The following is a 25,226-nucleotide window of genomic DNA, read 5'->3' as shown; positions in this document are numbered from 1 at the left end:
CTAATTGAAACATATTGTTTACAATCTTGACGTGTAACTGGTTTTCAGACGGCCTGACAGATTTTATCGCTTGAGTTTTTCTGTAAAACCGCTATAATGCGTTTCTTCTATGGCGGGTCTCCCCGCATGGTAATTCGGAACACCGGGTCAGGGGCGGAAGCCAGCAGCCCACTCTGATGAGCCAGTGCCGGGGGTTCGGCTCGCCACCTTATTCAAAAATGCCGGAGATGATTGAGTCTCCGGCATTTTTCATTGTATAAAGCGTAATGATCAAAAGGCCGTCTGAAATCTCATTTTCAGACGGCCTTTGAGTTTATGAGCAAACTATTTATGCTTCTTCTGATTTTGTATTGGGCAAAACACAGTTCAGGATAATGGCCAATACGGCGCATAAACCTACACCGGCGAAGCTCAAAGTACCTACTTTGATAATCATGCCGCCGATGCCAGTCGTCAATACGGAGCTGACGATAACCAGGTTTTTCGGCTGCATCAAATCGACTTTCGCATCAATCAATGTTTTGATGCCCAAAGAAGCGATAGTACCGAACAGCAGCAACATAATACCGCCCATAACCGGCATGGGGATCGAAGCCAAAAACGCGTTGAATTTACCGAAAAACGCCATGCAAATCGCAAAAATTGCCGCCCAAGTCATGATGACGGGGTTGCTGTTTTTGGTAATCATCACCGCGCCGGTTACTTCGCCGTAAGTGGTTACAGGAGGGCCGCCGATCAAACCGGCCACGCATACGCCCAAGCCGTCGCCGGCGAGGGTTTTATCTAAGCCCGGGTCTTTGGTGTAGTTTTTGCCAGTTACATTGCCGATGGCCATGATGCCGCCGATGTGTTCGATGGCTGGGGCGATAGCAACGGGCAGCATAAACAAGGCAGCCTGCCAGTTGACTTGAGGCGTTTCAAAATGAGGGACGGCAAACCAAGGAGCGTTGATGATGGCGCCGGTATCGACCAAGCCCATGATTAAAGCCAACACATAGCCGGAAGCCACGCCGATCAGAATCGGAATCAGCTTCATCATTTTGCTGCCGAAGACAGAAACGATGACGGTTACCGCAAAGGTAAAGCCGGACAGAATCAGCGAATCGATATAGTCGATGATCTGCTTGCCGCCTGATTGACCCATTGCCATGCTGCTGGCTGCGGCGGCCACGGACAAGCCGATTACCATAATCACCGGGCCGATAACCACGGGTGGCAACAGCTTGTGTACCGCATCCAGACCGCGCCATCTAATCAGCGCGGCAAAGACGAAGTACATGAAGCCGGCCGCAAACAGGCCGAACATGGTAGAAGGCAGGCCCCATTCGCCGATGGAGTAGATAATCGGTGCAATAAAGGCAAAAGAAGAGCCGAGGAAAATCGGCACTTTACGTTTGGTAACCAATTGGAACAACAAAGTGCCCAAGCCTGCACCCAATAACGCCAAAGCCGGGTTCAGTCCCGTCAGAAGCGGCACAAGCACCATAGCACCGAATGCGACAAACAAAATCTGCGCACCGGCTACCGCCGTTTTAAGCTGATTCATAAAAGCTCCGAAGAAAATTCAAACGGCGCAGATTATACTGATTTATCCTAATTGTGAACATTTATTTACAAAAGGCCGTCTGAACAGATGTAACGATGACACCTGTTCAGACGGCCTTATTCGATAGCGAATGGTTAGTAACTTATCAAAATCGATTAGGAAAATTTTTAGCCGCGTGTTTCGCGCCAAACCAGATAATCGCGCAGGGGCGGCATGGGCGGATTGATGCAGTGGGGGCAGATGCCTGTGGTGTCTTCGTCGTCGCTGTCGATATGGTAGGCGTTGGGGTCAAAGCGCACCTGCTGCATCACCGCTTGCGCCAATGCTTGTTCCTGTACGACATCGAATTCAAATTTCTCCAAAATCTCATTCAATAGGCGGATTTCGCCGTCGCTGAAAGATTCGCTGTGTTTGACAATGAGGCGTTGATAATCTTCATTGCTGATTTTTTTGTGAAGTAAATCGGTCTGGATGGTCATGATTTTTATTGTTGAAATAAGATGGTCAAGATGAGGATTATAGCGGATATTGTGGTGATTGTTTTAAAGGTCGTTTTCTGGTTTGAAAAGTGTCTCTGTTTTGGCTTTTTTTGGCATTAAGCTGTTTAATTTCGAGTTAATTGCTTGGTAGTCTTCGCTATAAAAAAATTCACCGATGTGTATGGTTTCTCCATGATAAACAAATGACCATGCACCTTGTTTGCTATTTGGTTTTCGTAAGGGGCTGGAGATGGTGGATTTATTTCTTCTCTGGCTCAAATAATTACGTAGTGTGATTTTAGTGTTTTCTGTATTTGCATAGTTCTCATGTGGCTGCCATTGCGATATTTCTACGAGTGAAAATTTTTTACCTTTTCCCAATCCAAATAGCGTGAATTGATGTGAAAGTATCCCATTTTGAACATGAACATGAATATGTTCTTGTCCAAAAAGTTGCCACAGTAAGTCATAAACACCTTGGCAAAAAAGCAGACCCAAAAATATAAGGAGTATGATATTAAATGCTGATTCAAAGTTTAAATTTGGAATGTTTGCCAATATCAATAGTAAGATTACAAGGTCTCTACAAGTTAATAGAAGTTTGAGTCGGTTTCGTATAATTTTTGCTAACAAGGTAATTTTACTTGGTGTTTGTTTGATTTTATAACGCGAAGATACCATCAATAGCTTCCTATTTTTTCAGCCTGATACGCTTTTTGCAGCGGTGTAATTTGCGCTAAGCGGGCATGATCAATTTGTTCGGCGATAAGGTGCGCTTTTCCTTGCGCGCGGCACTCGGCGGCAATTTTGCCTGCATCTACTTTGCTGGCGGCCTCAAGTAAAGCCAGCCAGTGTTCGCGTTGCGGATAGGGGGTATCTTCAAGATTCAGACGGCCTTGTTTGTCGGCCACGCAGACGTTTAAGGCCGTCTGAAAACGTTCGGGGCGGCGGAATGCGTCGGTTTTTTTCAAAACATTCAAAATGGTTTTGCTTTTGAACTGCCCGACTTGGTGGAACATGATGTGCCAGCGGCAGACGAGTTCGGCAAGCTCGGCGCAGTGTTTGGGCGCGCGCAGGCGTTGATTGACTTCGCGGACGGGTTCGACGCCGTTGATGTCGTGTTCGTAGTGTTTCGGCAGGATATCGGCCGGTGTTTTTGCCTTGCCCAAGTCGTGTAATAGGGCGGCATAGCGTTCGGCGAGGGACAGATTCATTTCGGCGGCCCGTTGTACAACCATCAGCGTATGGATACCGCTGTCGATTTCGGGATGATAGTCGGCGCGTTGCGGTACGCCGAAAAGGGCGTCAAGCTCGGGCAGCAAGACTTTGAGTGCGCCGCATTCGCGCAAAACTTCAATCATTTTGCGCGGGTTTTTCTCCATTAAACCTTTGGCCAATTCCTGCCAGACGCGTTCGGCAATCAAGGCATCCGCTTCGCCATTTTCTACCATTTTCCGCATCAGCGACATGGTTTCATCGGCAATTTGAAAACCATAACGCGCAGCAAAACGGGCAATACGCAAAATCCGCACGGGGTCTTCGGCAAAGGCAGGCGAAACGTGGCGCAGGATACCGGCCGCCAAGTCTTGTTGTCCGCCAAAGGGATCGATGATCGTGCCGTCTGAATCCTGAGCCATGGCATTGATGGTCAGGTCGCGGCGCATCAGGTCTTGTTCCAGCGTAACGTCTTTATCGGCATGAAAACTGAATCCGGCATAGCCTTTGGCGGTTTTGCGCTCGGTACGGGCGAGGGCGTATTCTTCATGGCTGTCTGGATGGAGAAAGACGGGAAAATCCTTGCCGACAGGTTGATAGCCTTGAGCCAACATGGTTTGCGCATCTGCACCGACGACTACCCAATCGCGGTCTTTGACGGGCAGGCCTAAAAGATGGTCGCGGACGGCGCCGCCGACAAGATAGGTTTGGATGGTTTGTGTATTCATATAAAAATCGAACGATATAAAAAGGCCGTCTGAAAAGCCGTATTGGGTTTTCAGACGGCCTGATTCAGAATGCTATTATGACGCTTTAGGCTTGTTGCTGTCGATAATCTTCAGTCCGGTGGCGGCAACAAACCATATCGTTATGCGGCATATCCTTTATAATAAGCCCATTCAAATACGGAGCGGCAAATAATGCAAACTTGGCACGAGGCGATTGGTGCGGAAAAAGAAAAGGCGTATTTTCAAACGATTTTGGAGAAGGTGCGCCATGAAAGGCAGGCGGGGATAACCGTTTATCCGCCTGAGCGTGATGTATTCAATGCCTTTCGGACGACTGAATTCGGAAATGTAAAAGTAGTGATTTTGGGGCAAGACCCGTATCACGGCGCGGGGCAGGCGCATGGTTTGGCGTTTTCCGTCCAGCCTGAAATTGCGGTGCCGCCGTCGCTGGTCAATATTTATAAAGAGCTGGCGACGGATATTGAAGGTTTTCAGATTCCGCAACACGGCTATTTGCAGCATTGGGCGGAACAGGGCGTGTTGCTGTTGAACACGGTGTTGACTGTCCGTGCCGGTGTGGCGCATTCTCATGCGACCTTCGGTTGGGAGGCATTTACCGATGAAGTCATCCGACAATTGGATAAGGAGCGCGAGCATTTGGTCTTTATGCTGTGGGGCAGCCATGCGCAGAAGAAAGGCGCGTTTATCGACCGCAACCGTCATTTGGTGCTGACCGCGCCGCATCCTTCGCCCTTGTCGGCATATCGCGGCTTTTTTGGCTGCAAACATTTTTCGCAGGCAAACGCTTATTTGCAGGCAAATGGTTTAGAGCCGATTGATTGGCAGGTTTAAATAAGCTGAAAGGCCGTCTGAAAGCAGATTTTCAGACGGCCTTATGATTTGGTCTCAAATCGAATATTCAATCAGCTCGTTTTGAGAAAAGACATAAACCTGTTTCGGAATCAGATTTAATTCTTTGCCTTCGGCGATTTGGTAATGCGCGGCATCGCTGCCTGCCAGCGTGATATGCACGTCTTGTTTGTCGTGTTTCACCAGAATATGCGTCAATGCCCCGACGGCGTGGATTTTTTCGATTTTGGCACGAATCATCGGCGTTTCGTTTTCGGCGGCAAGCTGCCATTCGTGCGGGCGGATATAGCCGATGGCGGTTTGTTCCTGCCATTTGTATTGTGCGTCCAATTTCCATTCGAAACCGTGGTAATGCCAAATGCCTTTTTCGATGCGTCCTTCAAATGCATCGGTTTCGCCGAGGAACTCGGTAACAAAGGCGTTTTCTGGTTTGCGGTAAATGGCTTCGGCGCTGCCGGTTTGTTCGATTTGGCCGTGGTTCATGACGACGATTTCATCGGAAACTTCGAGGGCTTCTTCTTGGTCGTGCGTCACCAGAATGCTGGTTACGCCTAAGTTGTGATGAATGTCGCGCAGCCAGGTACGCAATTCTTTGCGCACTTTGGCATCCAGCGCACCGAAGGGTTCGTCCAAGAGCAGGAGTTTGGGTTCGACCGCAAGGGCGCGGGCGAGGGCGATGCGTTGGCGTTGGCCGCCGGAGAGCTGGTGCGGATAGGATTTGGCGAGGTGGGAGAGCTGCACGAGTTTGAGCAATTCTTCGACTTTGGTGCGGATTTGTTCTTTGGACGGACGTTCGGACTTGGGCAATACGGTCAAACCGAAGGCGACGTTGTCAAACACGTTCATGTGGCGGAAGAGGGCGTAGTGTTGGAACACGAAACCGACTTTGCGCTCGCGCACATGCTTGGCGGTGACGTCTTGGCCGTCAAAGAGGATGTTGCCGTCATCGGCGTTTTCCAGTCCGGCGATGATGCGCAGGAGCGTGGTTTTGCCGCAGCCGGAAGGGCCGAGCAGGGAAACGAGTTTGCCGGTGGGGACGTTGAGGTTGATGTTTTTCAGCGCGTGGAAACTGCCGAAGTGTTTGTTTAAGTTTTGAATAGTGATGCTCATGCTGCGTTCCTTTCGGCGGCGGCGAGTTTTTTATCTTGTAATTTGGTAATGATGTTTTGCACCAGCAAGGTGGCCAAGGCTAAAAGTGCCAATACGCCGGAGAGGGCGAATGCGCCGGTGAAGTTGTATTCGTTGTAGAAGATTTCGACCAAAAGCGGGATGGTGTTGGTTTCGCCGCGAATGTGCCCCGATACCACGCTGACCGCGCCAAACTCGCCCATCGCGCGGGCGTTGGTGAGGATGATGCCGTAGAGCAGCGCCCATTTAATGTTGGGCAGGGTAACGCGCCAAAACATCTGCCAGCCGTTTGCGCCGAGTATCAAGGCAGCCTGTTCTTCACTGTCGCCCTGCGCCTGCATTAACGGAATGATTTCGCGCGCAACAAAGGGGAAGGTAACGAACAACGTCGCCAAAATAATGCCGGGAATGGCGAAGATAATCTGTATGCCTTGCGCTTCGAGCCAGCCGCCCAATGCCGTGTGCGCACCGAACAATAAGACGAACATCAAACCGGCCACCACGGGCGATACGGAAAACGGCAAATCGAGCAGGGTGGTCAGCAACTGCTTACCGCGGAAGTCGAAACGGGTCAGCAGCCACGCCATCGCCACGCCCAATACGGCATTGACGGGAACGACAATCAGCGCGGTAATCAGCGTTAATTTGATGGCAGACCATGCTTCGGGATCGGTCAGAGATTGCAGGTATAAATCCCAACCGCCTTTTAAGGCTTCATAGAATACGGCAACCAAAGGCACGACCAGCATCAGCAGCAGAAAGCCCAAGGCGGTAGCGGTCAGCAATGCGCGCAGCCAACGCGGTTCGCTCAAGTTTGGATTGGTGGAATGGGTTTTCATGGTAGGGTAGTCTCGATTTATTCTTGTATCTGTTTTGGCCGTCTGAAAAATGTTTGCTTGATGTTTCTGACGGCCTGTTGTTTGTTAAACCCTCGCTCCGGCGCGGCGGCTTAAAGTCCATTGTATAATGTTTAAAATCAGCAGGATGACAAACGAAATCATCAGCATAAACAGAGCAACGGCAGACGCGCCCTGAGCATCGTATTGCTCCAGTTTGCCGGTAATAATCAAGGGCAGGATTTCAGACACCATCGGAATATTGCCTGCGATAAAGATGACCGAGCCGTATTCGCCGGTAGAGCGGGCAAACATCATGCCTGCACCGGTCAACAGGGCCGGTGTGATTTCAGGCAAAAGGACGCGGCGGAACGTAGTCCAACGGCTTGCGCCCAAAGTTGCCGCCGCTTCTTCATACTCGCCCGACAATTCTTCCAATACCGGCTGCACGGCGCGGACGATAAAGGGCAGGCTGACGACGATCAGCGCAATCCAGATGCCGGTAGGCGTAAAGGCGATTTTGATGCCCAAAGGCTCGAAAAAACGACCTATCCAGCCATTGGGCGCATATAGGGTTGCCAACGCAATGCCTGTTACCGCTGTTGGCAGCGCAAACGGCAAATCGACCAAAGCGTTTACCAACCCTTTGCCCGGAAATTCATAGCGCACCAATACCCAAGCAACCAATGTACCGAACACGATATTGGTCAACATTGCATAAAACGACATCCGCAAGCTCAGCCAGACGGCCGCCAAGACATTGGGTTCGGTAATCGTGTTCCAAAATCCGCTCCAGCCGATTTCTGCCGCTTTGGCCGCCATCATGGCAAACGGCAAAACCACCAAAAGCGACAGGCATAAAACCGTCAAACCCAGGCTGAGTTTGAAACCTGGCAATACAGAAGGCGTTTTGAGTAACAACATAATGGCAACCGTCAGAATTTAATACACGCTTACTTTAACAAGGCCGTCTGAAAACTGGAAAGAATGCTTTGTTAGGTATAAAGACGATTTTGTTATATTGAAAAGATGAAAAGGCCGTCTGAAAACCAAATTTCAGACGGCCTTGCTGGTGTAGTAAATATCAATAGGCAACAGGATCTTGATATGCAGGCTGGCGTTGTGCTGCGTCATAGTTTTCCTGAGCCGAGCGGACGGCTTTTTCCAAACCCTTGATCCGTTCGAGATAGCGGGCATAGTTGCGTTCATTGCCATAACGCACTTTTTTGCCTTCTTCCAAATTTTTCTTGGCGGTATCCAAAGCACGCTTGGCCGCACCGACATCAGCCGGATTGACCGGGGCGACAGCTTCTTCCGCCTGCTCGGCTTCGCTTGGGGAAGTCGGCGTTGCCGGTGTTGAAACAGGCGCAGAAGTATATACGGACGGTTTGCCGATATTGCTGGCTTTGCAGTTTTTGCCGCCGGCTTGGGTATAGACTTTGCGGCCGGCAGAATCGGTACATTCAAAAATAGGCGCGGCAGAAACCGCAGTTGTCAAAGCGAGCAGTAATGTGCTGATCCAAATTTTGTTCATTTTTTATTTTTCCTTAAAACCATTTCCACCAAACAAACAAAGCTGCAATCATGAGGATGTTGGCGAAGAGTATGGGTTTCCACTGTCTGGGCGCGCGCCGCAATTCAGTGCCAGAACGCGTGCGGCGGATATAGAAAAACGGGCTGAGCAGCATGGAGGCGGCGCATACCAAAATAATCACGGCGTAATAGATTTTGTGCGTTTCCATATCGTTTCTCCGTTTCAGACGGCCTGAAAGGCTGCCTACAACGCATTTTTGCGTGAAGCGTTGCCTGTTTTCATCTTGCATCGGGTATTGGGCACATTTGCCATGGCCTCAATCCTGAGGTCTTTGCAAAAATATGCTACAATCGCGTCCGATTATAACATTCTATTTATAAAGGTTTTACGAATAATGATTTCTACCAACGGCATCACCATGCAGTTCGGCGCAAAGCCGCTGTTTGAAAACGTATCCGTCAAATTCGGCGAAGGCAACCGTTACGGCTTGATCGGCGCCAACGGCTCAGGCAAATCCACCTTCATGAAAATCCTCGGTGGCGATTTGGAACAGACTGCCGGCGAAGTCGCGATTGAAAACGGCGTGCGTTTGGGTAAATTGCGCCAAGACCAGTTTGCCTACGAAGACATGCGCGTGCTGGACGTGGTGATGATGGGTCATACGGAAATGTGGGCGGCGATGACCGAGCGCGATGCGATTTACGCCAATCCCGAAGCTACCGAAGACGACTACATGAAAGCCGCCGAACTGGAAGCCAAGTTCGCCGAATACGACGGCTACACCGCCGAAGCGCGCGCTGCCGAATTGTTGAGCGGCGTGGGTATTTCCGAAGATTTGCACAATGCGACCATGGCGGAAGTCGCTCCAGGCTTCAAGCTGCGCGTATTGCTGGCGCAAGCCCTGTTCTCCAAACCTGATGTTCTCTTGCTTGACGAGCCGACCAACAACTTGGACATCAATACCATCCGCTGGCTGGAAGGCGTGTTGAACCAATACGACTCCACCATGATTATCATCTCGCACGACCGTCACTTCTTGAACGAAGTCTGCACGCACATGGCGGATTTGGACTACAACACCATCACCATCTATCCGGGCAACTACGACGACTATATGCTCGCTTCCGCCCAATCGCGTGAGCGCGCCCTGAAAGACAACGCCAAAGCCAAAGAGAAATTGCAAGAGCTGCAAGAGTTCGTCGCACGCTTCTCCGCCAACAAATCCAAAGCCCGTCAGGCAACCAGCCGTCTGAAACAGGCAGACAAAATCAAATCGGAGATGGTCGAAGTCAAGCCTTCTACCCGTCAAAACCCATATATCCGTTTTGAAGCCGATGAAAAAGCCAAGTTGCACCGTCAGGCAGTGGAAGTTGAAAAACTGGCCAAACGTTTTGAAACCCAGTTGTTTAAAAACCTGAACTTCATCCTTGAAGCAGGCCAACGTCTTGCCATCATCGGCCCGAACGGCGCAGGTAAATCTACTCTGCTGAAACTCTTGGCCGGCGCGTACAACCCCGAATATTCAGACGGCCTGTTGCCGGACGAAGGCACCATCAAATGGGCGGAAAAAGCCAGTGTCGGCTACTATCCGCAAGACCATGAAAACGACTTCGACGTTGATATGGATTTGACTGAATGGATGCGTCAATGGGGCCAGGAAGGCGATGACGAACAAGTCATCCGCGGCACTTTGGGCCGCTTGCTCTTCGGCAGCAACGATGTCGTGAAAAAAGTGAAGGTTCTCTCCGGTGGCGAAAAAGGCCGTATGCTTTATGGCAAACTGTTGCTGTTGAAACCCAATGTCTTAGTTATGGACGAACCGACCAACCACATGGACATGGAAAGCATCGAATCCTTGAACATGGCGCTGGAAAAATACAACGGCACGCTGATTTTCGTATCGCACGACCGTCAGTTTGTATCTTCGCTGGCTACCCAAATCATTGAATTGGATGGCAAAGGCGGATATGAACACTACTTGGGCGATTACGAAAGCTATCTGGAGAAAAAAGGTTTGGCTTAAATCTTTACCCACAATCTAATAAGGTATTGAGATGCCGTCTGAAAATTTCTATATTTTCAGACGGCATTTTCTTTTCAAAATTAAACAATAGTATATTGAACTTTTATGCCAAAATTATGACTAATAAAAGCTTTTTGCAAAAGAATAACTCAATATTACGATATTTTTGAAGGAATATATTAAATGGTAAACATTAAAACAGCAGTACCCGATGTCTCTCAATATGGTGCCAAACTTGGCTATACGACTTATGAGGCAGAACAAGGTGAACTGAAAAACGGTGTTGTTAAAAATGCCCCTTCTTCAGAGGCAGAACACGCAACTGCCCGTGAAGCAAGCGGTCAGGCATATGTTGATTTGCCGACTAATGCATCTGTTTCATTTATTGCACAAGCAGATGCCAATGCCGTAACCGTCCGTTATACCGTTCCTGACGGTGAAAGCGGTAAAGTAGAAGTTAAAGTCAATAATACAGTGATCGGTACTTTGGATTTGTCTTCCAAATCTAACTGGCAATATTTGGATAACTATACATATCATCCGAATGACGATATTAAAGTTCATGATACACCCGCGGCAGATAGGCTTGCCCGCTTCCAATTTGACGAAGTCAGCCAATTATTTAAAGAGGCCAATATCAAGGTAGGGGATAAGGTTACCATCACTAATATCGACAGCACGCCTGTAGGCATTGACTTGGTTGACTTGGAAAAGGCACCGGACGCCATTAGACAGCCTGAAAACAGTGTCAGCATTACTGATTTCGGCGCAGTCGCCAATGACGGCTCGGATGATTACCAAGCATTTATGGCTGCGATTGAATCTGCAAAAGCGTCTAAAAAATCTGTTTACATTCCTGAAGGTCAATTTGATTTTTCACGACCGATTTCTCTTTATGTTCCTGATGGCATTAAGATTACCGGTGCAGGGCAATGGCACACTAAGTTACATTTTTTGAATACAGAAGCTGCTAAATACGATGATAAGGGTTATGCGAGCGGTGGCGGTGGTATTACTTTTGAACCTGGTAGTAAAGATATAGATTTGGGCAATCTCTCTATGGATTCAAATCTAAATTCAAGACATGATGAGAAAGCCAATTATAAAGGGATATCCGGCACTTTAGGTACTGGCTCTTCTATTCACGATATCAAAATCGAACATTTTGAAGCTGGCGTATGGATTGGGGATTATTCTAAAAACAAACCTTTAAATTACACTGATGGTTTGACTATCTCCAATGCTACTATTCGCAATAACTTTGCAGACGGCGTTAACTTTGCACAAGGTACCAGCAATTCCACTGTTATCAATTCCAATATCCGCGGTAATGGTGATGATGGCTTAGCAACATGGTCAAGTCATCATGAGAATACCAATGCCCATGTTGCTGAAAATAACCGCTTTTTGAATAATACCGTTGAATTAGGCTGGCGTGCGGCCGGTATTGGTATCTTTGGCGGTAAAGGTCATGAAGTAGCCAATAACCTTATCAAAGATAATGCCAATTGGGGTGGCGTACGCTTAAACACTGTATTCAAAAACAGCCATAATTTTGATTTCAATGATACGGGTATTTCCGTTCACGATAACTTACTGGTAAACAACGGGACTAATGCCGACACATATGGCCGTGTTAAAGGTTCTATCGATTTGGAAGAAGGTAGGGATTATGCTACTCCCAAAAAAGATATTTTGGGAGAACTCAACAATATCAAAATTGAAAATAACACTATTGTGAATAATCTTTCCGAGCAAGAAATTACCAAAACCCGTAATCCTAAAGAAGGTAATATTCCGGAGTCTGTAAACGAGACTACATTGACCATCGAAAATAATCACAGCCTTTCGGTAGCAGAAAATAATTCTGCAAAAAATGTAGCGGAAGTAGATGATCACAGTCATACCCAAGCCTCGCTTCATTTAGGGGAGGATAACATCATAACCATTACGGACAGCAGCCATGCTCTTGTCAGCGGCGGCGATGGTAATGACCGGATCAGAGGCGGTTTGGGCCATGATACGATTAACGGTGATTCAGGTGATGATGTCATTTTCGGCTATGATGGAGACGATCGTCTTAATGGTGGTATGGGCAATGATTCTGTACATGGAGGTAATGGCAACGATACCTTATGGGGAGAAAGTGGCGATGACCGTTTGAATGGGGGTGATGGCGACGATGTTTTATTCGGCGGACAAGGAACCGATTACTTGGTAGGTGGCAAGGGTGCCGATACTTATGTTTTCAGCCTTGGAGAAGGTAAGGATACGATTGTCGATAATGTGGGCGAACATAATGCGTTGCAATTCGGCCAAAATATCTCTGTTAATGACCTGCACATTGATGTTACCACCGATGTTCGAGGCAATACTGATTGGAAAATTACCATCAAGGGATCAGAAGGGGACAGCATTACCATCAATGACCAATTCGTTTCCGGTAAAACTGATGCTGTGATTGACACCTTCCGTTTCGATGAAGGTACATTGAGCCTGCAAGATTTGATGGGTAGATTGTCAGGCAACGGCAATATCAGTAATTTGTCAGCTGTCAATACGCACACTGAGCGCATGAGCTACTCGTCTGTCAATACGGCTGATGTTCACGATGACGCAGCATCTGTCGCCAACGCTGGAATCATTTAATTAGCTGTTTTTTAGGCTAAATAAAGGCCGTCTGAAAACTGGAAAACAGATTTCAGACGGCCTTTTTGTGGCTTATCTTGTTATGGTTGATTGTTTAGGAAGGATTAACTGAATAAACCTTTAAACCACAACACAATCGCGTCCCACATACGGCGCAACCAGCTGCCTTCTTCCACGCCGGTCAGGGCGACGACGTCTTTTTCGGCAATGACTTTGCCGTCTTTCATGACTTTCAGTTTGCCCAATACTTGGCCTTTTTCAATTGGGGCGAGGACGGGCTGAAGTGTTTCTAAGATTGGTTTGACGTTTTTGCCGGTATCGTGGGGGATGGTAATGTAAACATCGTCCAAGAAGCCGATGTCTACGGCTTTGGTGCTGCCTTTGTAAACTTTGACTTGGGAAATTACTTCTCCGCCGTTATAAAGTTTGGGCGTATCAAATGCCTGCAACGCCCAGTTGAGCAGTTTGCTGCTTTCACTGGCGCGCGCTTCGGTGGATTCGGCACCGGCAAGGATGGAAACGATGCGGCGGTTGTTGCGTTTGCTGGAAGCGGCAAGGTGATAGCCTGCGCCTTCAGAATAGCCGGTTTTCAAACCGTCGATACTGCTGTCGCGATAGAGCAGAAGATTGCGGTTAGGCTGCTCGATATTATTGTATTTGAAAGATTTGTTTGCAAACAAAGGATAGTATTTCGGATAGTCGTTGATCAGTGCGGCTGCCAAAATGGCTAGGTCGCCAACGGTTGAAACATGGCCGTTAGAAGAAATGCCGGTCGGATTGTTGAAGTGGGTGTGCTTCATGCCCAAGCGTTTGGCTTCTTCGTTCATTTGTTTGACGAATTCGTCGATAGAGCCGTTGCCAATGGCTTCGGCAAGAGTAATGGCGGCATCGTTGGCCGATTGGATGGTTGTACCCTTAATCAAGGAGCTGACGCTGACAGGAACTTTAGGATCGAGGAACATGCGCGAACCTTCGACTTTCCAGCCGACGTTTGAAACTGTCAGCATTTGGCTTGCTTCAAGTGTACCGTTTTCTAATGCTTTAAAGGCAAGGTAGGCAGTCATCATTTGCGTCAACGCGGCAGGTTCGATAGGCGCGTCAGCATTGTTGGATGCCAAGGTTTGCTTGCTGTGCAGGTCGGTAACGATGTAGGCAGTCGCCGCGATTTCCGGAGGCGTTGTCGGACTGTTGATGCTGTGCAACAATGGCTGCGGCTGTGCCTCGCCTTGTACGGCAGGTGCGGAGGCAACCGGGTCGGCGGCAAGGGCGTGGGTATTCAGGAGGGCAGCAAAAATTAAGCTAAGTAGCGTTTTTTTCATCATTGTTTGTAGATTTGAATATGGGTGGATACTGTTATTGAGTAAACAGTTTGGCATACTAAATAGATAGTAAGCGGACATTATACCGTTTCATTCAGGATTTGCTAAGATTTTTCTTGCCTTCAGACGGCCTCAGGGGTATGGTTTTAACTTTTTCCTTAGGCCGATTCGGCCGAATGACAATTTATTTTCAAACACTGAATACCATGAACCATCCTCTTCCTCTTTCCGATTATCTGACCCGTATTTTGACCGCTTCCGTTTATGATGTAGCCATAGAAACGCCTTTGGACTTGGCGCGCAGTCTGTCAGGCCGTCTGAACAATCAGGTTTTGCTCAAGCGCGAAGATTTGCAGCCGGTGTTTTCGTTCAAAATCCGTGGTGCGTACAACAAAATGGCGAAGCTGCCTAAAGAAGCCTTGGATTGCGGCGTGATTGCTGCCAGCGCGGGCAACCATGCGCAGGGTGTGGCTTTGTCGGCGCAATATTTAGGTTGCCGCGCCGTCATCGTGATGCCGGAAACAACGCCCAAAATTAAAATTGACGCGGTCAAGAGCCGCGGTGGCGAAGTGGTATTGAAAGGCGTGTCTTACAATGATGCCTATGATTATGCGATGGAGTTGGCTGAAAAGGAAAAGCTGACTTATATCGCGCCGTTTGATGATCCGGATGTGATTGCCGGCCAGGGAACCATCGGTATGGAAATCCTCCGTCAATACCGCAATATCAATGCAATTTTTGTTCCGATTGGCGGCGGCGGTTTGGCAGCAGGCGTAGCGGCATTTATCAAACAGGTTTGCCCTGAGATTAAAGTGATTGGCGTGCAAACCGATGACTCTTGCTGTATGAAGCAATCGGTAGAAGCAGGGGAAATCGTACATTTGAAAGATGTCGGCCTGTTTTCAGACGGCACGGCGGTCAAGGTTGTCGGTGATGAAACCTTCCGCCTGTGTAAAGAGCTGTTGGACGAGATTATTACGGTCAATACGGATATGTTGTGCGGCGCAATTAAAGATATTTTTGACGATACGCGCAGCATTACCGAACCTGCTGGCGCATTGGCACTTGCCGGCCTGAAGGCTTACGTTGCGAAAAACAATATCCAAGGTCAAAACCTAGTTGCCGTCACCAGCGGCGCCAATATGAACTTCCACCGCTTACGCCACGTTTCGGAGCGCAGTGAGCTGGGTGAGGGCAACGAAGGCATTTTCGCCGTTACCATTCCCGAAGAAAAGGGCAGCTTCCTGAAGTTTATCAATTTGTTGGGAAGCCGGAACATTACTGAGTTCAACTATCGCTACGGCAGCGATAAAAATGCGCATATTTTTGTCGGCTTGCAAACCGCCGGTGCGCAAGACTTGGCCGTCATCAGCAAACAACTGACTGAAGCAGGCCTGCCCAATGTCGATTTGACCAATGATGAAATCGCCAAAATCCATATCCGTTACATGGTCGGCGGCCGTACGGAAAAAGTAGCCAACGAACGTTTGGTCAGCTTTGAGTTTCCTGAGCGCCCAGGTGCGTTGTCCCGTTTCTTGAACCATATGCGTGCCGAGTGGAATATTACTTTGTTCCATTACCGCAACCATGGTGCAGACTATGGCCGTATTTTGGTCGGTATCGATGTGCCGGAAAGCGACAATGAGGCTTTTGCTGACTTCTTGGATAGCTTGGGTTATGTCTATAAAGAGGAAACCGACAATCCGGCCTACAAACTTTTCCTGGCTTAATCAGTAGATAAAAGGCCGTCTGAAATTTTTCAGACGGCCTTGTGTTTTAAGTTTTGAATTATTTTTTGCGGAACACCAAGTCCCAAACGCCATGACCCAATCGCTTGCCTCGGGCTTCAAACTTGGTTTCAGGACGATAATCAGGCGTAGGGGCGTAATCGGCAGCCGTGTTTTGCAAAGAGTCGAAACTGCTCAAAACCTCCAGCATTTGCACGGCGTATTCTTCCCAGTCGGTCGCCATATGGACATAGCCGCCGCTTTTGAGTTTGGGCAACAGCTTTTCAACAAATGGCACTTGTATCAAGCGGCGTTTGTTGTGGCGTTTTTTGTGCCAAGGGTCAGGGAAGAAAATATGAATGCCGTCTAAAGAACTGTCTTCCAGCATCTTTTCCACTACTTCCACCGCATCATGACGCATCACGCGGATATTGGAAATGTGTTCTTCCTCAATCAGCTTCAAGATATTGCCGACGCCCGGGCCGTGAACATCAATCGCTAAAAAGTCGGTATCAGGCAGACGTTTGGCGATTTCCACTGTCGCAACGCCCATACCGAAACCGATTTCCAATACTTTAGGATTGTCCCGTCCAAAAGCGCGGTTCAAGTCCAAAGGAGCTTCTTGGAAGTCCACACCGAATTGTGGCCACATCGTATCGATGGCGCGCTGTTGGGCCGCGGTCATATGGCCTTGGCGCAAGACGAAACTGCGGATACTGCGTTTATGTTCTTCAGGAACGGTATTTTCGGGCGTATTTTCTGGAATGTTTTCGGACATATCGTTTTAAATCAGTGAAAAATCAAATAAAAAGGCCGTCTGAAAAATCAGACAACCCTGCGTACAAATCGCCGTGATTATAGCGAATAAACGCTTTCCCTGAAACCTTTCAACAACAAGGTTTCAGGTTCAGACGGCCTTTTTAAGACAATTCCGGTTGCGGTACTTTGTGTTGCACCGCATAAACCGCAGCTTGAACGCGGCTGCTTAGATTCAGCTTGCGCAACAGATTCTGCACATGCACTTTGACGGTAGACTCAGCCAAGTTTAAATGGCGGGCAATGATTTTGTTGCTGTGTCCGGCGGCAAGGTAGCCTAAGATTTCCATTTCGCGCGGGGTCAGCTGCGCCAGCAGGTGGTCGGAGCGTGAAGGAGAAGGGGAAATCAGCGATTGCACCAGGCGGCTGGTCATTTCTGGAGAGAAGACATTGTCGCCATCAACGGCTTTGCGGATGCTTTCCAAGAGGAAGTCGGCGTTGATGTTTTTCAGCAAAAAGCCTTTTGCACCCATACGCATACATTCGGTCAAGTCGTCGCTGTCTTCGGAAACAGTCAGCATGATGACGGTCAGTTGCGGATTGATGCTCAGAATTTGAGCCAGTGCTTCGCGGCCGTTCATAACCGGCATATCCAAGTCCAGCAAAACTACGTCAGGCTTGAGCTGTTCGACCATTTTTACGCCGGCCAGGCCGTCTGAAGCTTCGCCGACGACTTCAAAATCGGGCTGGCGGGAGAGTAGGGCTTTGATGCCGCTGCGAAACAAGGTGTGGTCGTCAATAAGGGTAATTTTAATCGTCATGATGCTGTTCTCATTTGTTGCGGCAAAGTCAGCATAACCGCCGTACCTTGCCCAATCTGCGATGTAATGGCCAATTGTGCGTTAATCCGTTGGGCACGTTCCTGCATAATGCCCAAACCGACATGTTCGCCTGAAGGCCGGTTTGATAAGTGTTCTTGATTAAAGCCTGCGCCGTCGTCCTGAATCTTCATGACAAAATCGCCGTGGTTGGCAATTTCGACGCTGACATGCTGCGCACGCGCGTGTTTCCGGATGTTGGACAGGCTTTCCTGCAAGATGAAGATGATTTGCAAGTGTTCATCATAATTCAATGCCTGGCCGTCGTCCTGCCATTTTAAATCAACCGGGATACCGGTTTGCCGTTCAAAACGCGCCAGCAGCGATTCTACCGCTTCAGGAAAATCTTTATTGCTGATTTTGGTGCGGAAATTCATCAGCAGCTCGCGGACGTCTTCATAGCATTCCTGCACGCCGTCTTTAATGAAGCTGATGTTTTCTTCAGCCTGCTCTCGTTGGTTTGAAGCAAACGCGCTTTCCAGCATTTGCACCTGCAAATTCAAAAAGGTCAGGGCTTGTGCAATGCTGTCATGCAAACCTTGTGCAATTAAGTTTCGTTCCTGCAAGACGGCAAGCAGGCGGCGTTCTTGTTCCATGCGGTTGTTGGCGATGGAAATCCCCAGCTGCCCGCTTAAAGTCTGCAACAATTTTTCATCTTGTTCATTAGGCATATGGCCGTCTGAAAAATACAGGGCCAATACGCCGAGCTGTTCGTCTTGGTAAACGATTGGGAATTCTACACGATTTCCCTCTTCGGTTTCACCGACACTTGCCGCCAAGTCAGAGCGTTTGCGTTCTTCATCGGAAAGATATACCGTACCGCCCAAGGCGGAAAACGCCGGCAGAATCTGAGCCAAGAATTCTTCTGCGGCCTGTTGCGGCGTAAAGGTTTGGTGCAGGTTGCGCGTAGTCTGGTAGAGCAGGGTCAAGTCACGGTTTTGCCGCGCCAAGTCTTGGGTTTGTTGGGCAACCTGTCCTTCCAAATCCGTATAAAGCGTTTTCAGACGGCGGCTCATTTGGTTGAAACCCTTGCTGACTTGGGCGAATTCACGAATTTGGTCTGTATCGATTTGCACCCCGAAACGGCCTTCGCTGATGGTTTCCACCCCGTCGCGCAGTTTTTCCAGCGGCCGGATGATCCACGAATAATGCCAAACAATCATCAAGCCGGCAGCTACTAAAATCATCAGCATCATCGCCATTTGAAAACGGCGCAGCCACAAAGTATTTTGCTCGTTGGCGTTTTCCATCGCCTGTAAAAACAGCTCGATATTGCCGGCAAAACGGTACAGACCGATTTGGGTTGGCCGCTCGTAATGTTGCAAAGAAGGCTTGATGTTGGATTCCCAATCGATCAACAGCATCGATTGGATCAAATCGTAAGCCAGCGGCATTTGTGACGGAATCAGCGGATGAATGGCATCGCTTTGCGTTACATTAGCCAGCGTACGTTCAAATTCTTTGATTTGGTTGTCAATTTGCGCATTGGGCGTACGGACGCTTGCCATATAAGCCAAGCGATACACCTGCATTTTCAAGCTGCCCGCATCTTCAATCGTTTTGGCCGCGCTTTCCAAACGCCAAGAAAGCAACAGGGTAAAGGCAATCGATAAAAAAGCCGAGCCGACCCATAACACAGTCAGTAGTTTTAAACGCGAGGACAGGCTCAGGCCGTCTGAAGATCCGGAGAATAAACGCATAAAGCACGCAGGAAGACTAATCCGATAATCTTATAAAAATATCATTCTTTCGGCCTATAAACAACCTGTCTAAAATAATTGTATGGTTATGATAAGAAAAAACAGGGGTTTAATGTAAAATCATGTTATGATAAAATTCATCTTAAGTGAATTAAATCACAAAATCAGGTTTCAGACGGCCTGAAGCCTTAAAACTTATTCCATAAATATAACATCGCGAATAACACTTACACACTCTGCTTTGCAAAGGACTACCAAAATGAAAATTTTTGCACTGATATTGGCCGGCGGGCAGGGAAGCCGGATGGGAGGTGTCGATAAAGGGTTGGTGCAGTGGCACAACAAAGCCTTGATAGACCACGTTATCGAAAAAATCCGCCCGCAAGTCAGCCATATCGCCATCAGTGCCAACCGCAATCTCGAATCCTACGCCCAACGTAGCGCACACGTTTTCTCCGATGCGCGCCAATGGCAACATTACGGCCCTTTAGCCGCCTTGTGTACCGCCGCCAACGATTTGCAAATTGCTACTGCAGACTGGCTGCTTATCGTCTCCTGCGATATGCCCCGCCTGCCTGAAAACTTGGTTTCCCAGTTTGAGACCATTGCTAAACGCACGCCGTTGTGCAATGCATTTTACGTTGAAACCCCGGCCAGACCGCATTACAGCGTGATGTTTATCCGTCCGCAAATCCTGCAAAGTACCGTGCCATACCTTTATTCAGGAATGCGCAGCATACGCGGCTGGTTGCAGCAGCAACGCGCACGGGTCGTTCCTTTCCCTCATGAGCAGGATTTTATCAGCTACAACACGGAAAACGATTTGGCTCAGCCTTTGTAGTTGGGTCAGTAAGGGGACTAATATTCAGATAGGAATACGCCATTTGATGATGCTTAAAAATCTTTCAATAGGTAATAACTATCTTGTAATTAGTTCCCTTAGAAATTCATCAATCCGTATATTTAAATAAAATATACGTTCTTCGTTAAAATAAACTTTGGCTTTTCCCTATCGGCTGTTTCTTTTAGGTCATTTAGTCTGCCTAAGTTCAAATTATCTACGAACAAATTCTCGTAAGACAGTTGACCGAAAAAATCATGGGATATTCTGATTTTGCGTTGCATGGCTTAAGATGTGCAGACGGCCATACTTTCAAAATAAAGGCTAAAACGGTATAATAGCAGCCTCCTTTTGTTAGAATTGCCTGGTTTAGGAGAGTGAAATGAATATTTTATTATTAGACGGTGGTAAAGATTTCGGACATTCGCATGGCAAGTTGAATCATACGCTTCACAAAAAAGCGAAAGAAGTGTTGACCGCGCTAGGACACAATGTTCAAGAAACCGTGATTGATGCCGGCTATGATGTCGAGGTAGAAATCGAAAAATTCTTATGGATGGATGTCGTGATTTGGCAAATGCCAGGCTGGTGGATGCACGAACCTTGGACAGTAAAAAAATACATAGACGAAGTATTAACCGCCGGACACGGTAAGCTTTACCATAGTGATGGTCGTCATCGTGTCAATCCAACCGAAGGCTATGGCACTGGCGGTTTGTTACAAGGCAAAAAACACATGCTTTCACTTACTTGGAATGCGCCGATTGAAGCGTTCACCCGCGAAGGCGACTTCTTCGAAGGAAAAGGCGTGGATGTGTTATACATGCATTTCCACAAGCTCAACGAGTTCATCGGTCTGACCCGTCTACCGACATTCTTATGTAACGATGTGATTAAAAATCCACAAGTAGAAAAATACTTAACTGATTACCAAGCACACTTGGAAAAAGTGTTTGGCTAATTGCAGAATATGGGTTTGGAAGGTGGGCATTTGCCCACCTTTTTTCATTTTTTGTTTATGCTTACTGTGTGTCTAAAGACAAGCAAGTTTGCACGAAACGGCATAGCGTTTTTGCCGATGTGCTAAATTCCTAAATGGAAACTTATAACATACCTTTATTGATGCTAGAACCTGTCAATAGCAACGTCTGAATAGGCCGTCTGAACAACAGACAGCCTTTCTTTCTTGATTTTAAGGTTAAACAGTTATCAGCCGATTTATAGGCAGCCGGCAAAGTCTTCAGCCGTTAAAGGTTTTCTACCCAATAAAGCTTCAAAATCAGAATAATCGGCGCATGAACCTTGTTTGAGCAGGGCAAAGCTGTCACGGCTGATAATGCCGTTGCTGAGGAGGTTTGCCAACGGCAGCACAGGGTCAATCAGGCGCAGGGGAACAGGTAGGATATGTTGTGGCGGTTTGTGGTGCAGGGTTTGGCGGAGGGTGGTCAGGTATTCCGCCAAGGTCAGCGTTTGGCTGCCGGTCATATTGATAATGCTGTGGCTGGTGTTGGTTTGGACGGCAAGTTTTGCCAAACCTTCGGCAACATCGGCAAGATGGACGGGCTGTAAATGAAAGCGGCCGCCTTCCGGCAGGGGAAGTAAAGGGAGGCGGGCTAATTTGATGAACAGTTCGCAGCTGGTTCCCCCTCGCCCGTAAACGACGGATGGTCGGGCTATGGCAATCGGGATGCCGCTTTGGGCGACGGCATCATCTCCACGTCCTTTGCTGCTGACAAAGTTGATGGATTGAGATGGATCGGCACCCAGTGCGGATAGTTGCACCCAGCGTTTTATGTCTGCTGCTTTTGCCCATGTGGCGAGCTGTTTAGGCGTGTGATGGTGTACAGTTTCGAGTATTTCGGCATGACGGCTCATGATGCCGATACAGTTGATGAGGACGTCTTGCCCCTCTAATAAACGGCGTGCGGCGATTTCGTCGGGATGAAGAAAATCGAAGGCGCGGCGGTCGGGCGTGTAAACTTGGTGACCTTGTTCTTTTAAGATTTGGGCGGTACGGCTGCCGATGAAGCCGCTGCCTCCGAAAATGATGATGTTCATGGTTTTTCTTTATGGTGTTGCTGAGGTCGTCTGAAAATCTTTAAATCGGTTTCATCACCATCAGGAAGTAAATCACGATAGTGGCGCAAAAGGCGGGATAGCCGAGCAATTCCCAGCGTCTGGCGTAACGCCAATAGGGTTCCGGAATGGTGTCTGCGTTTTCTTTATGCGCTTGTTCGGCAATCTTTGCCATACGGATTTGCAGCCAGACAACGGGCAGCCAGCAAATGCCTGCAAGAATGTATAAACCGAGCGTCATCCATACCCAATTTTGTTCCAGTATGGTGGAAACGGTATAGCCGCGTTCGTACAGCATCCATAAACCGGACAAGGGTTGGAAAATGACGGCAGGTGTTGTAAACCACCAATCCGCTTTGATGACCCAATGCGAGACCACCGACTGCGCGGCGACCGAACCGCTGCGGTTTGCCCAAAAGAGGTAAAACGCTGTACCAAAACCGGTGCCGACCATTAAGGTAGCTGAGATGATGTGCAAGGTTTTAACGATTAAATAAGTGTTCATTTTTTATCTCCTACGGATTGATACAGGAAAAATAAAGTAGCCATAATCGGCAGGTTTTTTACCAAGGGTGCAAACGGATGCGCCCACATTTCAGGCAGCCTGAAGGCAATAATCAGGCTGTATGCCGCGACGGTTATCAATTGCAGCAGCCATACTGAGGAACGGAAGCGAAAGCGGCTGAAGCATAAAAAGGCAAAACCGATGTCCAACAGTGAAGCAGAAATCAATGTCGGCCACAGCAACGGATCGGAAATACCGACCGAACGCAGCAAATCCAATGACATTTCAGGCATGAAAAACAGAGGCTGGGTACCACTCCAGAGCCATAGCAGCCCCATCGAGTAAGACAAGTAGGCAGGAGGAGGGCGTTTAATGTTATCGAGCATACCGAGTTCCTATTTCATCAGTTAAGCCTATTTAATCTTTTATTTCTAAAATTTCTGTCAAAAGAGAAATAGTAGGGTAAAAAATTTTATTTATACATGCCCATGTAAAACTGACATGAGCATGTTTTCATATTTCTAAATAGCATAGGCAGTATTTTTTGAGCAGATGCCCATCACCATCAACGGAAAAATTTTTGTATTCCTGCGCCGACTTTCAAGATTTTTACCATGGTTGAAGTGGATAGCTTCAGCATTTCATTTGCCCATATGGTCAGCGTATTGATGAAATCATGGGTTTGTCGGATTCGCTGCTTGGCGGTTTCATTTTCCTGGCTAAATTCAGGGCTGTCGATCAGGCTTTGCAAAAATTGCCGCGTCGGTTCGATTTCGCGCTGCATACGCACTTCAGCAATGGTGCGGAACAAAGTCCAGACATCATCCGAAGTTTCAAAATGATCGCGCCTATCGCCCAAGATATGCACGGTATGTACCAGTCTCAGGTTTTGCAACTCTTTAATACTGTTGCTGACATTGGAGCGCGCTACGCCGAGCGTTTCGGTAATTTCCTCGGCATTCATCGGCCTGCCCAAGATATAGAGCAGGGCATGGATTTGCGCAACGGTACGGTTGACCCCCCATTTGGTACCCATTTCGCCCCAATGGAGGATAAATTTTTCAGTGGTCGGATTTAGTTTCATAGTGATGGTATTCTATTTTTATCTTTTATTTCTGTCAATACAGAAATAAAGAAATTTTAGCGTATGAAGTAAAAATGTTCAGACGGCCTTTTGAATCAACCTTTTTTCTATATATCCTCTCAGAATCTCTAGACCTTATCAGTCATGATTTCTTATGAGGAAAAGATGTTGTTCGTAAACCGGTATTTTTTGAATAAAAATTTATCCGTACAATCTGCCGTATTAGATAGCGAGGAGTAAATCATGAAAAAAATGCCTGTATTGTTTGTCGGGCATGGCAGCCCGATGAATGTGTTGGATAAAGAAAACCTGTTCAATCAGAATTTCAGCCTAATTACGCAAAGGTTTGCCAAACCAAAAGCTATTTTGATGATTTCAGCGCATTGGTACAGCAGCCGTTTGCAGGTAACTTCAGGCGCGCATCCTAAAATGATTTACGATTTCTACGGCTTTCCAGATGAACTCAGTCAAGTGCAATATCCTGCGCCCGGTTCGCCTGAGCTGGCGGCGCAAGTGCGGTCGTTATTACAGCCGGAAAAGGTCGAGTTGAACCCAACGCGTGGCTTTGATCATGGCGCTTGGGCAGTATTGAAATTTCTTTATCCCAATGCCGATATTCCTGTGGTGCAACTTAGCCTTAACCGTTTGCAGTCGGCAGAATGGCATTTCAATTTGGCGAAAAAATTATCTGCCTTGCGCGAACAAGGTGTGCTGATTATCGGCAGCGGCAATATTGTGCATAATCTAAGGGCGATAAGCTGGGAACATATCGATCAAATCGGTGCGGGGTATGAATGGGCGTTTGCATTTCGAGAAACGGTCAATCAAGCGATTGCAACACGAGATGATGAAACCTTGGTGCATTATCAGCAGCTAGGAGAAAAAGCCGAGCTTTCCGTGCCAACACCGGATCATTACTTGCCCTTGCTGTACATCATGGCATTGCGCGAACCGCAAGATGACATTACGTTTTTCAACGATAAGCTGATTGCAGGCTCGCTTAGTATGACGTCGGTTTTGGTGGGGTAAAAAGAGAAAAATCAGAACAAAGCATTTGTTCGATCCACTTTGCAGATGGTGCCAAGTTGTTTCAGACGGCATTTTATATCTACATAAAAGCCTTGATATCGACAAAGATCAGATTAAGCCTGTAAGTTTTGAATGTAAATAATTGAGCAAAATAGGGAGTAGGTTTGAAGGTAACTTACAAAATCTCTTTGTAAGAGAAAAGGCCGTCTGAATAACAGACGGCCTTTAAAATATAAAGTAATTATCTTACCAATGTATTAATCATTTTAGAAACATCCTGATTATTGGAAACCGGACATTTTT

Annotated in this window: 24 protein-coding genes and 1 other RNA gene; 8 read left to right on the top strand and 17 right to left on the bottom strand. The window is 47.7% G+C overall.

Features of this window, described 5'->3' with window-relative positions; genetic code table 11:
* Positions 1–111 precede the first annotated feature (111 nt).
* An RNA gene (ffs, locus tag HMPREF2661_RS02470) (signal recognition particle sRNA small type) lies at positions 112–208 on the top strand.
* Between the two features lie 120 nt (positions 209–328).
* Here the strand turns inward: ffs and HMPREF2661_RS02465 are convergent.
* The 4 genes from HMPREF2661_RS02465 to HMPREF2661_RS02450 all read right to left on the bottom strand — a co-directional run bounded on the left by HMPREF2661_RS02465 (position 329) and on the right by HMPREF2661_RS02450 (position 3,953).
* A complete protein-coding gene (locus HMPREF2661_RS02465; RefSeq protein WP_049323229.1) occupies positions 329–1,546 on the bottom strand; it encodes a uracil-xanthine permease family protein in 1,218 nt (405 codons plus the stop codon).
* 167 nt (positions 1,547–1,713) lie between these two features.
* Entirely contained in the window at positions 1,714–2,025 is a 312-nt protein-coding gene (locus tag HMPREF2661_RS02460) for a hypothetical protein (RefSeq protein ID WP_049323230.1), read from the bottom strand.
* Between the two features lie 63 nt (positions 2,026–2,088).
* Positions 2,089–2,706, bottom strand: a complete 618-nt coding sequence (locus HMPREF2661_RS02455) for a hypothetical protein (RefSeq protein WP_049323231.1) — start codon at positions 2,704–2,706, stop codon at positions 2,089–2,091.
* Positions 2,706–3,953 (bottom strand): multifunctional CCA addition/repair protein, encoded by a 1,248-nt coding sequence (locus tag HMPREF2661_RS02450; RefSeq protein WP_049323276.1) that lies wholly within the window; start codon positions 3,951–3,953, stop codon positions 2,706–2,708. Before HMPREF2661_RS02450 ends, HMPREF2661_RS02455 begins: the two co-directional genes overlap by 1 nt.
* Positions 3,954–4,160: 207 nt before the next feature.
* Here HMPREF2661_RS02450 and ung point away from each other — a divergent pair, with 207 nt between their 5' ends.
* On the top strand, positions 4,161–4,820 hold the full coding sequence (ung, locus tag HMPREF2661_RS02445) for a uracil-DNA glycosylase (protein ID WP_049323232.1): 660 nt from the start codon (positions 4,161–4,163) through the stop codon (positions 4,818–4,820).
* A gap of 54 nt (positions 4,821–4,874) precedes the next feature.
* Here the strand turns inward: ung and HMPREF2661_RS02440 are convergent, their stop codons facing one another.
* From HMPREF2661_RS02440 to HMPREF2661_RS02420, 5 genes are all read right to left on the bottom strand, one after another.
* Positions 4,875–5,948 (bottom strand): sulfate/molybdate ABC transporter ATP-binding protein, encoded by a 1,074-nt coding sequence (locus HMPREF2661_RS02440; RefSeq protein WP_049323233.1) that lies wholly within the window; start codon positions 5,946–5,948, stop codon positions 4,875–4,877.
* Positions 5,945–6,805, bottom strand: a complete 861-nt coding sequence (gene cysW, locus HMPREF2661_RS02435; protein WP_049323234.1) for a sulfate ABC transporter permease subunit CysW — start codon at positions 6,803–6,805, stop codon at positions 5,945–5,947. Before cysW ends, HMPREF2661_RS02440 begins: the two co-directional genes overlap by 4 nt.
* Before the next feature lie 84 nt (positions 6,806–6,889).
* Entirely contained in the window at positions 6,890–7,726 is an 837-nt protein-coding gene (gene cysT / locus HMPREF2661_RS02430) for a sulfate ABC transporter permease subunit CysT (RefSeq protein ID WP_049323236.1), read from the bottom strand.
* Positions 7,727–7,886: 160 nt separating this feature from the next.
* The gene (locus HMPREF2661_RS02425; protein ID WP_049323237.1) at positions 7,887–8,336 is read right to left on the bottom strand and encodes a DUF4124 domain-containing protein; all 450 of its coding nucleotides are present in this window, start codon (positions 8,334–8,336) and stop codon (positions 7,887–7,889) included.
* Between the two features lie 13 nt (positions 8,337–8,349).
* Positions 8,350–8,544, bottom strand: coding sequence for a hypothetical protein (locus HMPREF2661_RS02420; protein ID WP_049323277.1), 195 nt, complete (start codon positions 8,542–8,544; stop codon positions 8,350–8,352).
* Between the two features lie 186 nt (positions 8,545–8,730).
* Here HMPREF2661_RS02420 and HMPREF2661_RS02415 point away from each other — a divergent pair, with 186 nt between their 5' ends.
* Together HMPREF2661_RS02415 and HMPREF2661_RS02410 are read left to right on the top strand one after the other, a co-directional pair.
* Entirely contained in the window at positions 8,731–10,359 is a 1,629-nt protein-coding gene (locus tag HMPREF2661_RS02415; RefSeq protein WP_049323238.1) for an ABC-F family ATPase, read from the top strand.
* A 183-nt stretch (positions 10,360–10,542) separates the two neighbouring features.
* Positions 10,543–13,008 carry a calcium-binding protein gene (locus tag HMPREF2661_RS02410; RefSeq protein ID WP_070822256.1) on the top strand — a complete coding sequence of 822 codons (2,466 nt, stop codon included), beginning with the start codon at positions 10,543–10,545 and terminating at the stop codon, positions 13,006–13,008.
* Positions 13,009–13,112: 104 nt separating this feature from the next.
* Here the strand turns inward: HMPREF2661_RS02410 and HMPREF2661_RS02405 are convergent, their stop codons facing one another.
* Entirely contained in the window at positions 13,113–14,330 is a 1,218-nt protein-coding gene (locus tag HMPREF2661_RS02405; protein WP_049323240.1) for a D-alanyl-D-alanine carboxypeptidase family protein, read from the bottom strand.
* A 203-nt stretch (positions 14,331–14,533) separates the two neighbouring features.
* Between HMPREF2661_RS02405 and ilvA the strand changes: the two genes are divergently transcribed.
* The gene (gene ilvA, locus HMPREF2661_RS02400; protein WP_070822276.1) at positions 14,534–16,057 is read left to right on the top strand and encodes a threonine ammonia-lyase, biosynthetic; all 1,524 of its coding nucleotides are present in this window, start codon (positions 14,534–14,536) and stop codon (positions 16,055–16,057) included.
* Positions 16,058–16,115: 58 nt separating this feature from the next.
* Here the strand turns inward: ilvA and trmB are convergent, their stop codons facing one another.
* The 3 genes from trmB to HMPREF2661_RS02385 form a co-directional block, all read right to left on the bottom strand.
* The gene (gene trmB, locus HMPREF2661_RS02395; RefSeq protein WP_070822255.1) at positions 16,116–16,832 is read right to left on the bottom strand and encodes a tRNA (guanosine(46)-N7)-methyltransferase TrmB; all 717 of its coding nucleotides are present in this window, start codon (positions 16,830–16,832) and stop codon (positions 16,116–16,118) included.
* A 142-nt stretch (positions 16,833–16,974) separates the two neighbouring features.
* The gene (locus tag HMPREF2661_RS02390; RefSeq protein WP_003746785.1) at positions 16,975–17,631 is read right to left on the bottom strand and encodes a response regulator; all 657 of its coding nucleotides are present in this window, start codon (positions 17,629–17,631) and stop codon (positions 16,975–16,977) included.
* Complete coding sequence (locus tag HMPREF2661_RS02385; protein WP_070822254.1) at positions 17,628–19,388, bottom strand: histidine kinase; 1,761 nt, start codon at positions 19,386–19,388, stop codon at positions 17,628–17,630. Before HMPREF2661_RS02385 ends, HMPREF2661_RS02390 begins: the two co-directional genes overlap by 4 nt.
* A 259-nt stretch (positions 19,389–19,647) precedes the next feature.
* Between HMPREF2661_RS02385 and mobA the strand changes: the two genes are divergently transcribed.
* Together mobA and HMPREF2661_RS02375 are read left to right on the top strand one after the other, a co-directional pair.
* Entirely contained in the window at positions 19,648–20,229 is a 582-nt protein-coding gene (gene mobA, locus HMPREF2661_RS02380; protein ID WP_049323245.1) for a molybdenum cofactor guanylyltransferase MobA, read from the top strand.
* 382 nt (positions 20,230–20,611) lie between these two features.
* Positions 20,612–21,190: an NAD(P)H-dependent oxidoreductase gene (locus tag HMPREF2661_RS02375; RefSeq protein WP_070822253.1), complete on the top strand. Its 579-nt coding sequence runs from the start codon at positions 20,612–20,614 to the stop codon at positions 21,188–21,190.
* Positions 21,191–21,447: 257 nt separating this feature from the next.
* Here the strand turns inward: HMPREF2661_RS02375 and HMPREF2661_RS02370 are convergent, their stop codons facing one another.
* The 4 genes from HMPREF2661_RS02370 to HMPREF2661_RS02355 all read right to left on the bottom strand — a co-directional run bounded on the left by HMPREF2661_RS02370 (position 21,448) and on the right by HMPREF2661_RS02355 (position 23,894).
* The gene (locus HMPREF2661_RS02370) at positions 21,448–22,287 is read right to left on the bottom strand and encodes an NAD-dependent epimerase/dehydratase family protein (protein WP_070822252.1); all 840 of its coding nucleotides are present in this window, start codon (positions 22,285–22,287) and stop codon (positions 21,448–21,450) included.
* Positions 22,288–22,327: 40 nt separating this feature from the next.
* Positions 22,328–22,810, bottom strand: a complete 483-nt coding sequence (locus HMPREF2661_RS02365; RefSeq protein WP_070822251.1) for a DUF2269 family protein — start codon at positions 22,808–22,810, stop codon at positions 22,328–22,330.
* Positions 22,807–23,196, bottom strand: a complete 390-nt coding sequence (locus HMPREF2661_RS02360; protein ID WP_070822250.1) for a DoxX-like family protein — start codon at positions 23,194–23,196, stop codon at positions 22,807–22,809. The genes HMPREF2661_RS02365 and HMPREF2661_RS02360 overlap by 4 nt, the downstream gene beginning before the upstream one ends.
* 179 nt (positions 23,197–23,375) lie before the next feature.
* Positions 23,376–23,894 carry a GbsR/MarR family transcriptional regulator gene (locus HMPREF2661_RS02355; RefSeq protein WP_049323254.1) on the bottom strand — a complete coding sequence of 173 codons (519 nt, stop codon included), beginning with the start codon at positions 23,892–23,894 and terminating at the stop codon, positions 23,376–23,378.
* Between the two features lie 243 nt (positions 23,895–24,137).
* On the opposite strand from HMPREF2661_RS02355, the gene ygiD reads away from it, so the two are divergent.
* The gene (gene ygiD / locus HMPREF2661_RS02350) at positions 24,138–24,923 is read left to right on the top strand and encodes a 4,5-DOPA-extradiol-dioxygenase (protein WP_049323256.1); all 786 of its coding nucleotides are present in this window, start codon (positions 24,138–24,140) and stop codon (positions 24,921–24,923) included.
* Positions 24,924–25,226: the final 303 nt, after the last annotated feature.

The sequence above is a fragment of the Neisseria sp. HMSC061B04 genome (assembly GCF_001836705.1).
Taxonomy (GTDB): domain Bacteria; phylum Pseudomonadota; class Gammaproteobacteria; order Burkholderiales; family Neisseriaceae; genus Neisseria.
The sequence above is the reverse complement of the archived record's forward strand: the minus strand, read 5'-3'. Positions and strand labels throughout refer to the sequence as shown.

Coding starts and splice junctions, on each gene's coding strand:
- HMPREF2661_RS02465 (WP_049323229.1), bottom strand. CDS start 1,546: ATGAATCAGCTTAAAACGGCGGTAGCCGGTGCGCAGATTTTGTTTGTC.
- HMPREF2661_RS02460 (WP_049323230.1), bottom strand. CDS start 2,025: ATGACCATCCAGACCGATTTACTTCACAAAAAAATCAGCAATGAAGAT.
- HMPREF2661_RS02455 (WP_049323231.1), bottom strand. CDS start 2,706: ATGGTATCTTCGCGTTATAAAATCAAACAAACACCAAGTAAAATTACC.
- ung (WP_049323232.1), top strand. CDS start 4,161: ATGCAAACTTGGCACGAGGCGATTGGTGCGGAAAAAGAAAAGGCGTAT.
- HMPREF2661_RS02440 (WP_049323233.1), bottom strand. CDS start 5,948: ATGAGCATCACTATTCAAAACTTAAACAAACACTTCGGCAGTTTCCAC.
- cysW (WP_049323234.1), bottom strand. CDS start 6,805: ATGAAAACCCATTCCACCAATCCAAACTTGAGCGAACCGCGTTGGCTG.
- cysT (WP_049323236.1), bottom strand. CDS start 7,726: ATGTTGTTACTCAAAACGCCTTCTGTATTGCCAGGTTTCAAACTCAGC.
- HMPREF2661_RS02425 (WP_049323237.1), bottom strand. CDS start 8,336: ATGAACAAAATTTGGATCAGCACATTACTGCTCGCTTTGACAACTGCG.
- HMPREF2661_RS02420 (WP_049323277.1), bottom strand. CDS start 8,544: ATGGAAACGCACAAAATCTATTACGCCGTGATTATTTTGGTATGCGCC.
- HMPREF2661_RS02415 (WP_049323238.1), top strand. CDS start 8,731: ATGATTTCTACCAACGGCATCACCATGCAGTTCGGCGCAAAGCCGCTG.
- HMPREF2661_RS02410 (WP_070822256.1), top strand. CDS start 10,543: ATGGTAAACATTAAAACAGCAGTACCCGATGTCTCTCAATATGGTGCC.
- HMPREF2661_RS02405 (WP_049323240.1), bottom strand. CDS start 14,330: ATGATGAAAAAAACGCTACTTAGCTTAATTTTTGCTGCCCTCCTGAAT.
- ilvA (WP_070822276.1), top strand. CDS start 14,534: ATGAACCATCCTCTTCCTCTTTCCGATTATCTGACCCGTATTTTGACC.
- trmB (WP_070822255.1), bottom strand. CDS start 16,832: ATGTCCGAAAACATTCCAGAAAATACGCCCGAAAATACCGTTCCTGAA.
- HMPREF2661_RS02390 (WP_003746785.1), bottom strand. CDS start 17,631: ATGACGATTAAAATTACCCTTATTGACGACCACACCTTGTTTCGCAGC.
- HMPREF2661_RS02385 (WP_070822254.1), bottom strand. CDS start 19,388: ATGCGTTTATTCTCCGGATCTTCAGACGGCCTGAGCCTGTCCTCGCGT.
- mobA (WP_049323245.1), top strand. CDS start 19,648: ATGAAAATTTTTGCACTGATATTGGCCGGCGGGCAGGGAAGCCGGATG.
- HMPREF2661_RS02375 (WP_070822253.1), top strand. CDS start 20,612: ATGAATATTTTATTATTAGACGGTGGTAAAGATTTCGGACATTCGCAT.
- HMPREF2661_RS02370 (WP_070822252.1), bottom strand. CDS start 22,287: ATGAACATCATCATTTTCGGAGGCAGCGGCTTCATCGGCAGCCGTACC.
- HMPREF2661_RS02365 (WP_070822251.1), bottom strand. CDS start 22,810: ATGAACACTTATTTAATCGTTAAAACCTTGCACATCATCTCAGCTACC.
- HMPREF2661_RS02360 (WP_070822250.1), bottom strand. CDS start 23,196: ATGCTCGATAACATTAAACGCCCTCCTCCTGCCTACTTGTCTTACTCG.
- HMPREF2661_RS02355 (WP_049323254.1), bottom strand. CDS start 23,894: ATGAAACTAAATCCGACCACTGAAAAATTTATCCTCCATTGGGGCGAA.
- ygiD (WP_049323256.1), top strand. CDS start 24,138: ATGAAAAAAATGCCTGTATTGTTTGTCGGGCATGGCAGCCCGATGAAT.